Below are 6,974 nucleotides of genomic sequence, written 5' to 3' on the forward strand. Positions count from 1 at the left end.
GCCCGCTTGCCCAGCCGGATGCGGATATTCCCCTCCAGCACCAGCTCCTCGCCCTCGACCCCTTTGCTTTCCAGGACGTTATAGGCCAGGGCCGGCTCGATCAATTCATAGGCGCGCGCGATGGCCCACTGGGTGGCTTCCAGGACGGCCGGCGGCGGGTTCTCCCTCGCCTGCCGGCGCAGGACTTCCTTGGGGTCAATGCGCACCGGGATGTCGCGAATCACTGGCATGATATGAGTTCCTCCCTTTTGAGAATGCCGGCATGCGGGATAATTGTATAGCATTTTGGAAAATTTGGAAAACGGCCCGCTCCGCACTGCAACGGTCGCCGGCATACGCCCCTTATTCTTTGCCTTCGCGCCCATCTTGGGGTATAATGCGCCGTGTCCAATAAGGTTGTCAGAGGGTCTTTGGCGGCAGGGGGCGGTATTGAAGGCGCTCATCACCGGCATCACCGGCTTCGTGGGAAGCCACCTGGCGGAATACCTGCTGGAAGTGCCGGCCTGGGAAGTGGCAGGCACATTCTATCATCAGCCAGACCACATCGAACATCTGCGGTCACGGGTATGCCTGTTCCGCGCCGATTTGTCGCGCCCCGAAGAGGCGCAGGCGGTGCTGGAAGAATACCGTCCGGACTGCATCTTCCACCTGGCCGCCCAGTCCCTCACCGCCCGTTCCCATCAGGACCCCTGGCAGACACTGGAAACGAATATCCGCATGCAGTTGAACGTGCTGGAAGGCGTGCGCCGGCTGAACCTGCCGGCGCGCCTGCTGGTGGTCGGCTCGGGCGAGGAGTACGGGTTGGTCCAGCCGGAGGAGCTTCCCATCCGCGAGGAACAGCCCTTCCGCCCCCTCAACCCGTACGCCGTCAGCAAGATCACTCAGGATATGCTGGGCCTGCAGTACCATTTGAGCTACGGCCTGGATGTGGTGCGGGTGCGCCCGTTCAATCACATTGGCCCGCGCCAGCGCCTGGGATTCGTGGCGCCTGATTTCGCCCATCAGATTGCGGAGGCGGAAGCCGGCCGGCGCGAGCCAGTCATCCGCGTCGGCAACCTGGACGTGAGCCGCGACTTCAGCGATGTGCGCGATGTGGTGCGCGCCTATTACCTGGCGGTGGTCAAGGGGGAGGCCGGCGAGGTCTACAACATCGGTTCGGGACAGGCGCGCTCCATCCGCGAGCTGTTGGAAGGCCTCCTGCGCCTGAGCACCATCCCTCTGCGCTGTGAGGAATCCCCCGCCCAGGCCCGCCCGGTGGACATTCCCTGCATCCGCGCCGACTTCAGCAAGTTCCACGCCCGGACGGGCTGGAAACCGGAAATACCCTTCGAACAGAGCCTGAAAGATATCCTGGACTATTGGAGAGCGGAAGTCCGTAAATCCCTGGAGAGGCAGTAAGCGATGTCCGAACAACGAAGAGCCTTGATCACAGGCATCACCGGCCAGGACGGCTCGTACCTGGCGGAATTTCTGCTCGAAAAGGGATACCGTGTCTTCGGCATGGTGCGCCGCACCAGCACGGTGAACTTCGAGCGTATTCAGCATATTCAGGATAAAATCGAGCTGGTGCAGGGAGACCTGCTGGACCAGGTGTCGCTGATCCAGATCCTCCAGCAGTGCCGGCCGCACGAGGTCTACAACCTGGCCGCGCAGTCCTTCGTGCCCACCTCTTTCCAACAGCCGGTGCTCACCGGTGAGTGCACCGCCCTGGGCGTCACCCGCATGCTGGACGCCATCCGCATCGTGGACCCGAGCATCCGCTTCTATCAGGCCTCCAGTTCGGAGATGTTCGGCAAGGTGCGCGAGGTGCCGCAGAACGAGCAGACGCCCTTTTACCCGCGCAGTCCCTACGGCGTGGCGAAGGTCTACGGCCATTGGATCACCGTGAATTACCGCGAGAGCTACAACCTGTTCGCCTGCTCCGGCATCCTGTTCAACCATGAAAGCCCGCGGCGGGGGCTGGAATTCGTCACGCGCAAGGTCTCGTACGGCGTGGCACGCATCAAGCTGGGGCTGGACAACGAACTGCGCCTGGGCAACCTGGAGGCGCGGCGCGACTGGGGGTACGCCGGCGACTACGTGCGCGCCATGTGGCTCATGCTTCAGCAGGACGAGCCGGATGACTACGTCATCGCCACGGGAGAGACCCATTCGGTGCGCGAGCTGTGCGAGGTGGCTTTCAGCTACGTGGGATTGGATTATCGCGACTTTGTGCGCGTGGACCCGCAGTACTTCCGGCCGGCGGAGGTGGACCTGCTGGTGGGCGATGCCAGCAAAGCCCACGCCAAGCTGGGCTGGCGGCCCACGGTAAACTTCCAGGAGCTGGTGCAGATGATGGTCGAGGCCGATCTGGAACGCCTGCGCAGTACCCTGAAATAACACCAGCGGAGGAACCCCCATGACTACTCGCATCAAATTCGGCACCGACGGATGGCGAGCCATTATCGCCGAGGATTACACCTTTGAGAACGTGCGCATCTGCGCTAAAGCGACTGCGCGCTACCTGCATGACACCGGCATGGCCGGCCGCGGGCTGGTGGTGGGCTACGACACCCGCTTCCAGTCGGAGCGCTTTGCCGAGGCCGTGGCCACCGTTGTGGCCTCCGAGGGCATCAAGGCCTATTTGTGCGACCGGCCGGCGCCCACCCCGACCATTTCGTTCTCCATCCTGGACCGCCAGGCCGCCGGCGCGGTGGTCATCACCGCCAGCCACAACCCCGGCATCTGGAACGGCTACAAATACAAGCCGGAATACGCCGGCTCCGCCTCGCCCGAGGTCATCGCCGCGCTGGAGGAGCGCATCGCCGCCATCCAGGCCGAGGGCCGGCCGGTCACTCCCATGCCCCTGCAGGAGGCCCTCGATAAGGGATTGGTGGAGCTGTTCGATCCCGAGCCGGCCTATATGGCCCAGCTCCACAAGCTGGTGGACATCCAGGCCATCAAGGATGCCGGCCTGAAGATCGTGGTGGACCCGATGTACGGCGCCGGCATTGATTATTTCCCCAAACTGCTGGCCGGCGGCCGGACCCAGGTCATCCAGGTCAACGGCTTCCGCAACCCCATTTTCCCGGGCATGCACAACCCGGAGCCGATTGACCACAACCTCCATATCCTGCGCAACGCCATTCTGGAGCATCGGGCCGATGTGGGACTGGCCAACGACGGCGATGCCGACCGCATTGGGGTCATGGACGAACGGGGTGTCTTCATCAATCAGCTCCAGGTCTATGCCCTGCTCCTGCTCTACCTGCTGGAGGTGCGCGGCATGCGCGGCCCCATCGTCAAGACCCTGACCACCACGGTGATGGCCTATAAGCTGGCGGAGAAATACGGCCTGCCGGTGTACGAGACCCCGGTGGGGTTCAAATATGTGGGGCCCAAGATGCTGGAAACGGACGCCATCATGGGCGGCGAGGAGAGCGGCGGCTTTGGCTTCAAGGGCCATATCCCGGAGCGCGACGGCATCCTGGCCGGCCTCTTTATCCTGGACCTGATGGTCAAGCTGGGCAAGAAACCCTCGGAGCTGATCGAATATCTGTATGCCCAGGTGGGGCCGCATTACTATGACCGCATTGACGTGCCGTTCCCGCCGGAGCGGCGCGACGAGGTGGTGGCGCGCGTGCGAGAGGCCCACCCGACCCAGATCGCCGGCCTGGCCGTCCGCAGTCTCGACACCACCGACGGTTTCCGCTTCCACCTGGAGGACGGCGGATGGCTGCTCATCCGTTTCTCCGGCACGGAGCCTATCATCCGGGTGTACACGGAGACCACGCACCAGGATAAGGTGCAGAAAATCCTGGAAGAGGGCCTGGCCCTGGCCGGCCTGCAGGCGCCCAGGAAATAGCGGCCGCTATGTTGGTGGATACCCATGCCCATCTGGACTTCGACGATTTCGACGCCGATCGCGAGGAGGTGATCCGGCGGGCCCGGGAGGCCGGCGTGGCGTATATCATCAACCCGGGAGCCGACCTGGAATCGAGCCGGCGGGCAATCGCCTTGGCCGAATCGCACCCGGGGATTTTCGCCGCCGTGGGGATTCATCCCCATGAGGCGAGCAGTCTGACGGACGATGCCTGGCAGGAACTGCGCCGGCTGGCCCAGCACCCGCGCGTGGTCGCCATCGGCGAGATCGGGCTGGACTACTACCGCGACCTGTCGCCGCGGCCCATCCAGCAGGCGGCGTTCCGCCGGCAGTTGGCGCTGGCCGCGGAACTGGGTCTGCCGGTCATCATCCATGACCGCGACGCCCATGAGGATGTGCTGGCCATACTGGGACAATGGCGCGCGGAAGGGCATGACCTGCCGATACTTTTCCACGCCTTTTCGGGCGACCTGGGGATCGCGCAGCGCGTGCTGAAACTGGGCGGCTATATCGCCATCGGGGGGCCGGTAACTTTCACCAACGCGCGCCGTCTGCCGGCCATGCTCCCGCAGTTGCCGCTGGAGCGGCTGGTGGTGGAGACCGACTGCCCATACCTGGCGCCGCACCCATATCGGGGTCAGCGCAATGAGCCGGCCTACCTGCCGTTGGTAGTCGAAAAGATGGCATCTCTATGCCAGCGGCCGGCGGAGGAAATTGCCCGGCTGACGACGGAGAATGCTCGCCGGCTGTTCCGACTGCCGGCATAAACTGCCTGGACTGGGAATACTTGTCGTATGAAGGAGTGCCTGTGGAGCTGGCGGTAAAAGACATTCTGGCGACGATCCAACCGACGTTACTCCTGGTGGAGGAGAAACTGCGCGAAGGGGTGGACGAGATGTTCCTGCCCCTGGGGCAGGGCCTCCGCAATTTGCTGGACAGCGGCGGCAAGCGCCTGCGGCCGGCACTGGTCATCTTTGCCTCGCGCATTCACCCCGGCGCGCCGCTGGAACGGGTCATCTCCCTGGCGGCCTCGGTGGAGACCCTGCACACGGCCACGCTGGTGCATGATGACCTGATTGATGGGGCGACGGTGCGGCGCGGCCGGCGCACCCTCAACGCCACCTGGCCGGCGTCCGCCACGGTGCTGGCCGGCGATTACCTTTTCGCTCGCGCCGCCAAGTTCGCCGCGGAAACCGAGAATACCCGCGTCGTCACCATCTTTGCCGAGACGCTGATGACCATCTGCGAGGGGGAGCTGTATCAGCTCTTCGGCGCCTATCACCTGGACCAGGACCTGGAGAGCTACTACCGGCGCATCTTCAGCAAGACCGCCTCGCTGTTCGCCGCTTCCACGGAAGCCGGCGCTACCCTCAGCGGCGCCGACGCGGCCACCATCCAGGCACTGCGGGAATACGGGAAGAACCTGGGCATGTCCTTCCAGATCCAGGACGATCTGCTGGATATCGTCGGTGACGAGCGCCGGCTGGGCAAACCGACCGGCAGTGACCTGCGCCAGGGCATCGTCACCCTGCCGGTGTACTATTTCCTGCGTCATTACCCGGACGAACGGGAGCGCCTGGAGCGCGCCCTGCAGGCGGAGCCGGCGGAGCGAGAGCGCGCCATTGCCGAGATCGTGGAGGATATCCGCTCTTCGCCGGCGGTGGAGGACTGCCGGCGCGAGGCCGGCCAGTTCGCCGAACGCGCCCGCCAGGCCCTGGCCCCGCTCCCCGATGTCGAGGAGAAGCGCTATCTGCTGGCGTTGGTCACCGCCTTGCTTGACCGCGACGTATGAATGAGACCACTGCCTCCGCACATGCCTCATCCGCTGACGCTGACCTTTCCATCATTATTGTAAGCTGGAACGTGCGGGAGCTCCTGCGGCGCTGTCTGGGCTCCATCACTGCCAGCATGGGCGGCCTGCCGGCCCACGGCCCCCGCCCGTACGAGGTCATCGTGGTGGACAACGCCTCGCAGGATGCCACCGCGGAGATGGTGCGCTCGGAGTTCCCCTGGGTGCAGTTGATCGCCAATACGGAGAACGCCGGCTTCACGCGCGCCAATAATCAGGCCCTCCGCCTCGCTCGCGGCCGCTATATCCTCCTCCTGAACCCGGATACCGAGATTGTGGGAGATGCTCTGCCAGCCATGCTGGCCTACATGGACGCCCACCCGGACATCGGGGGGCTGGGGCCGCAACTGCGTTTCCCCGACGGCCGGCGGCAGTCCTCGCGCCGGCGCTTCCCCACCTATGCGACAGCCTTTGTGGAGAGCACCCCCCTCCAGCGCTGGTTCCCGCATGCCCGGCTCCTTCAGCGCTACCATATGGCCGATGTGCCCGATGACCAGCCCCATGCCGTGGACTGGCTGGTGGGGGCCTGCCTGCTCCTGCGGCGCGAGGTGGTGGAGCGCGTGGGACTGCTGGACGAGCGCTTCTTCATGTATTCCGAGGAGCTGGACTATGCCTGGCGCATGCGCCAGGCCGGCTGGCCCCTGGTCTATTTCCCGGAAGCGGCGGTGATTCACCATGAGGCGCAGTCCAGCGGCCAGGTGGCCGCGGAGCGGCTGATCCTGTTCCACACCAGCAAGGTGGAGTTCTTCCGCAAATGGTTCGGCCGGCGGCGCGGCGAAATCCTGCGCGGGTTCCTGCTGGCGTGCTTCGCCTGGGAATGGTGCGTGGAGGGGGTGAAGGCGCTCCTGGGCCATAAACGGCCCATGCGGATGGCGCGTATGCGGGCCTATGCCCGGGTCCTGCGCTCCGGACTGCGGCCGGCATCCCTGCCGGCGCCGGCCGGCGCGCTGCCCCATGCACACCTGGATTGAGGAATGGCGGGAGGGATAAGGCGTGCGCATCTGCTTGATCAGCGGCGAGTTTCCCCCCATGCAGGGCGGGGTCGGCGACTTCACCTGGCGATTGGCGGAAGCCATGGCGGCGAAGGGCCATCAGGTGATGGTGCTGACGTCACAGCAGGCCGCCGGCGCGGCCTGCCAGGGCTGTTCGGTGCGGGCAGAGGTGTCCCGCTGGAACTGGGGATTCTGGAAGACCGCCCGCCGGCTGTTCGAGGAAAGCCGGCCGGACGTGGTGAACATCCAGTACCAGACCGCCGCCTACGGC

8 protein-coding genes are annotated in these 6,974 nt (G+C 65.0%); 7 read left to right on the forward strand and 1 reads right to left on the reverse strand.

The genetic code is table 11. The annotated features are described in order from the left end of the window. Window positions 1–230 (reverse strand): hypothetical protein (locus H5T60_09995; protein MBC7242761.1); only part of this gene is annotated, 230 nt, incomplete at its 3' end. A gap of 199 nt (window positions 231–429) precedes the next feature. On the opposite strand from H5T60_09995, the gene H5T60_10000 reads away from it, so the two are divergent. The 7 genes from H5T60_10000 to H5T60_10030 all read left to right on the forward strand — a co-directional run. Continuing rightward, window positions 430–1,398: a GDP-mannose 4,6-dehydratase gene (locus tag H5T60_10000; GenBank protein MBC7242762.1), complete on the forward strand. Its 969-nt coding sequence runs from the start codon at window positions 430–432 to the stop codon at window positions 1,396–1,398. A 3-nt stretch (window positions 1,399–1,401) separates the two neighbouring features. After that, window positions 1,402–2,379 carry a GDP-mannose 4,6-dehydratase gene (gene gmd, locus H5T60_10005; GenBank protein MBC7242763.1) on the forward strand — a complete coding sequence of 326 codons (978 nt, stop codon included), beginning with the start codon at window positions 1,402–1,404 and terminating at the stop codon, window positions 2,377–2,379. Window positions 2,380–2,398: 19 nt separating this feature from the next. Further along, window positions 2,399–3,844, forward strand: coding sequence for a phosphoglucomutase/phosphomannomutase family protein (locus tag H5T60_10010; protein ID MBC7242764.1), 1,446 nt, complete (start codon window positions 2,399–2,401; stop codon window positions 3,842–3,844). Window positions 3,845–3,852: 8 nt separating this feature from the next. Continuing rightward, complete coding sequence (locus tag H5T60_10015) at window positions 3,853–4,629, forward strand: TatD family hydrolase (GenBank protein ID MBC7242765.1); 777 nt, start codon at window positions 3,853–3,855, stop codon at window positions 4,627–4,629. Window positions 4,630–4,664: 35 nt separating this feature from the next. Beyond that, a complete protein-coding gene (locus H5T60_10020) occupies window positions 4,665–5,654 on the forward strand; it encodes a polyprenyl synthetase family protein (GenBank protein MBC7242766.1) in 990 nt (329 codons plus the stop codon). Beyond that, window positions 5,651–6,682 (forward strand): glycosyltransferase family 2 protein, encoded by a 1,032-nt coding sequence (locus tag H5T60_10025; protein ID MBC7242767.1) that lies wholly within the window; start codon window positions 5,651–5,653, stop codon window positions 6,680–6,682. Before H5T60_10020 ends, H5T60_10025 begins: the two co-directional genes overlap by 4 nt. A 22-nt stretch (window positions 6,683–6,704) precedes the next feature. Continuing rightward, window positions 6,705–6,974, forward strand: a 270-nt coding sequence (locus tag H5T60_10030) for a glycosyltransferase (GenBank protein MBC7242768.1), incomplete at its 3' end; no start/stop codon positions are given.

The organism is Anaerolineae bacterium, assembly GCA_014360855.1.
Taxonomy (GTDB): domain Bacteria; phylum Chloroflexota; class Anaerolineae; order JACIWP01; family JACIWP01; genus JACIWP01.